This is a genomic window from Pseudomonas sp. 32_A (assembly GCF_017490905.1).
GTDB classification, from domain to species: domain Bacteria; phylum Pseudomonadota; class Gammaproteobacteria; order Pseudomonadales; family Pseudomonadaceae; genus Aquipseudomonas; species Aquipseudomonas inefficax.
Window position 1 is genome coordinate 1 of sequence record NZ_JAFGYI010000411.1, and the last position, 428, is coordinate 428.

2 protein-coding genes are annotated in these 428 nt (G+C 50.7%); one reads left to right on the forward strand and one right to left on the reverse strand.

Annotated elements, in window-relative coordinates:
• Window positions 1-199 (forward strand): hypothetical protein (locus tag J5M58_RS27280; RefSeq protein WP_207880603.1); only part of this gene is annotated, 199 nt, incomplete at its 5' end.
• 43 nt (window positions 200-242) lie between these two features.
• Here J5M58_RS27280 and J5M58_RS27285 read toward each other — a convergent pair.
• Window positions 243-428 (reverse strand): hypothetical protein (locus J5M58_RS27285; protein ID WP_207880607.1); only part of this gene is annotated, 186 nt, incomplete at its 5' end.

Sequence of the window (428 nt, forward strand, 5' to 3'; positions counted from 1 at the left end):
CGAAAAAAGCAGATCGGCTCGCGAGTCGAGTATTTATTCGATTTTTGGAATCGCTTCCAGCGCCCGTACGGCCGCCGCCGGATCGTCACCCGTCTTCAATCCAGCCCTGCCCACCGTTCACCATATCGAAACACCGAAATTCAGACTAGAAAACCCGTCACGCATTGGAAACGGTTTCCGGCATTTTTTATCCATTTAAGCGTTCAAATCTGCATGTCAACCTGTTTATTTGTTTTGGTATATCAAACATCTTCGCAGCGGCGATAGGAAAATTCATATTGAGTTTCGGATAACGCCAACGAAAGATGTACCGAACAATTTACTGAGAGACATCTGATGAGTTCCGGCCAGCCTCCGTCTGTGAACGAAGGTGCGAGCCAGCCCGAGGGTGCGATCGGAAGCGCGAGGCCCGCGTCGCTTTCTTCCGG